Below are 2,617 nucleotides of genomic sequence, written 5' to 3'. Positions count from 1 at the left end.
GGGGAGGGGGCGCGGCGTGGGTTTGACGTGTATGGCAAGCGTCCGCCGGTGTCTCGTAATACCTGCTGGGAGGGGGATCACAAGCGGGTGCCGGTCGGTGTCCGGCTCGAGGGCCAGGTGGTGTGTCCGTGGGTGACGTGGTTCATCGATGTCGCCACGAAAGTCGTGGTGGGCGTGGCGGTGACGCCGCATCAGCCGGCCCGGGACGCGGTCCTGGCGGCGCTGCGGACAGGGATTAGCCGCACCGAGCCGTACGGGCCGTTCGGAGGTCTTCCCGCCCGGGTGCGAGTGGACCGCGGCAAGGAGTTCTTGTGCCGCACGGTCAGGCGGGCCTTAGGAGTGTTCGCGGTCGTCGTCGACGACCTGCCCGCCTACACCCCCTACCGGAAGGGGACGGTCGAGGCGCTCAACGGTGCGGTGGAGCGGATGCTGTTCGTGGCCATGCCTGGCTACACCCGCCGGGCGAGGGCCGCTGAGTCCTACCACCCTGACCGGCCCGAGGACCTGCTGCCTTTCGAGGACTTCGTCAAGGCCCTGCTGGACTGGGTCGATTGGTGGAACACCAAGCATCATCCCCGCGGCCTCCCTACGGGCTTTACACCTCAGCAGGCCTGGAACGCGGACGCTACCCCTGTTGAGGACGTGCCCCAGGAGCATCTGGCGTTCTTCGCGCTGGAGGACGACGGCCGGGTCAGGAAGATTACGACGAACGGAGTGTCGTGGCGGCGCCGCGCCTACATCGCGCCGTGGATGGTCGGCCATGTCGGCACGCTGGTCAGGCTGCGCTATCTGCCGCACCACGACGGCACGGTGGAGGTGTTCGCCGCCACCGGCGACGGCCGCCATCTGGGCACCGCCTATCTTGCCGAGGCCGCCACTCCGGCCCAGCAGCGTGCTCTGGCCGCCATCCGCACCCGCAGGGCCCAGGCGCTGAAGGCGGACTTGAGAGCGGCGGAGAAGCTGCGCCGCGCCCGCTACGGCCCCACGACCGTGCCGGAAGCGCCGGTGCGGCGGCGTACGGAGATCGCCGGTGAGGCGCAGGCGGAGATCGACCGCTCCCACGCCGGTGATTTGCAGGCCCGTGCGCTGCCGGATCTGATCCCGCCGCGTGAGCCGCCTTCTTCGTGGGCCCGTCCCCGTCCACGGGCTGCGCCCGCGGCTACCGACCCGGCCGTCGTCGACCCGGAATCCGAGAACGAGGAGTGATGCGTTATCACTACGTCACCGCGCAGAGGCCGGCTGCCCGCGCCCCAGGAGGACCACTACATGCGTCTGCCGGGCGCCCATGTGGTCTCCACCCGTGCTCTGCTCACCGCGCGGGAGAACATCCGCAGCGCGTTCGAGGCGCGGGCGATGATCTGTATCTACGGCGCGGCCGGCAACGGCAAGTCGTTCGCGGTCAACGCCTGTCTGCGTGAGCTCGCCCCCACCGTGACCCGACGGATCCAGTTCCGTGCCCGCCCCTCCACCCGGGACCTGCGCCATGAGCTGTTCCACGCGCTGGGGCTGCCGGGCCGTCCGCCGGCGCATCCGATCGAGTTCGACCGTATGCTCCGCGCGGCCCTGGTGGAGCCGCGGGTTTTGGTGTGTGACGAGGCGCAGTGGCTGTCGAAACTCTGCTTCGAGTACCTGCGCTATCTGTGGGACGACACCGACTCCGACCTCACCATCGTCTTCACCGGCGGCAACGGCTGCTTCGAGATGCTGCAGAGCGAGCCCATGCTCGAATCGAGGGTCTACGCGTGGCAGGAGATCACCCGGATGTCCCTGGACGAGGTCCAGGAGGTAGTGCCGGCCTTCCACCCGCTGTGGGACGACACCGCCCCGGACCTGATCGCCCTGTGCGACCAGGAAGCCGCCCACGGAAACTTCCGCGCCTGGGCGAAGATCACCCACCACCTCAACGTCGGCCTGCGCGAGAGCGGCCGCCCCCGCGTCGACGAAGACCTGCTGCGCTGGGCCTACAGCAAACTCCGCACCCGCCAGAGCGCCTGATCGTGCTCGTCTGCCCCCACCCGCCGCTCCCGGTGGTGGTTCTCGACCCCGGCGACGACGCCGCCCACACCCGCGCCGCCCTGGCCATGCACCACCCGGCGGCCGGCCGCGCCACCGTCCACCCCACTCCCGGCACCGATTCCACCCTCGCTCTCGCTCACAACCTCCTCGACGCCCTCGGCAAGACCACACCCGTCCCCGGCTACCGCGCCACCGACCCGGCCCCCGTCTGGACCCTCGCGGCGGCCTGGATCCTGGCTCTGCCCGTCACCCCCTGACCGTGCTGCGCGCCCACCTCCTGTCCGCCCGCGGCCTTAACGACCTGCTCGCCCTGCGCGTCCGTACCGGAGTGCGCCTCCATCTGGTCTGCCACCAGCCCAGACTTCCCGCCTCCCTCGAGCGGGCCCTGGCCCGCACCGGCTACGACATGGCCGACGCGGACGCCGTCCTGAGCCAGGACGACCAGGACCCACCGCACACGCCGCGGACACGGCAAGCCGCCCCGGACAGCGGAGAGTGGATCGACCTGCCGGCCCTGACCACCCTGACCTCCTACGAATCCAGCCCGGACTGCGCATGCACCCCACCCACAGCCGCCCAGCACGGCTTCCGCCCTCCGCTC

At 70.6% G+C, this 2,617-nt stretch carries 3 protein-coding genes and 1 pseudogene; all 4 read left to right on the top strand.

Features of this window, described 5'->3' with window-relative positions:
• Window positions 1-1,206, top strand: a 1,206-nt coding sequence (locus HLK59_RS49410) for a Mu transposase C-terminal domain-containing protein (RefSeq protein ID WP_171148237.1), incomplete at its 5' end; no start/stop codon positions are given.
• Between the two features lie 60 nt (window positions 1,207-1,266).
• Window positions 1,267-1,995: an ATP-binding protein gene (locus HLK59_RS49405; RefSeq protein ID WP_171148236.1), complete on the top strand. Its 729-nt coding sequence runs from the start codon at window positions 1,267-1,269 to the stop codon at window positions 1,993-1,995.
• Window positions 1,996-1,997: 2 nt separating this feature from the next.
• A complete protein-coding gene (locus HLK59_RS49400; RefSeq protein ID WP_171148235.1) occupies window positions 1,998-2,273 on the top strand; it encodes a hypothetical protein in 276 nt (91 codons plus the stop codon).
• 2 nt (window positions 2,274-2,275) lie between these two features.
• A pseudogene (locus HLK59_RS49395) lies at window positions 2,276-2,617 on the top strand (hypothetical protein); the annotation flags it as partial.

Source organism: Streptomyces sp. S3(2020), assembly GCF_013044505.1.
Taxonomy (GTDB): domain Bacteria; phylum Actinomycetota; class Actinomycetes; order Streptomycetales; family Streptomycetaceae; genus Streptomyces.
This window is presented reverse-complemented; position numbering and strand designations above follow the sequence as displayed.

What these genes read in the sequence shown, in the direction of transcription:
- HLK59_RS49405 (WP_171148236.1), top strand. Translation starts at nt 1,267, where the DNA reads ATGCGTCTGCCGGGCGCCCATGTGGTCTCCACCCGTGCTCTGCTCACC.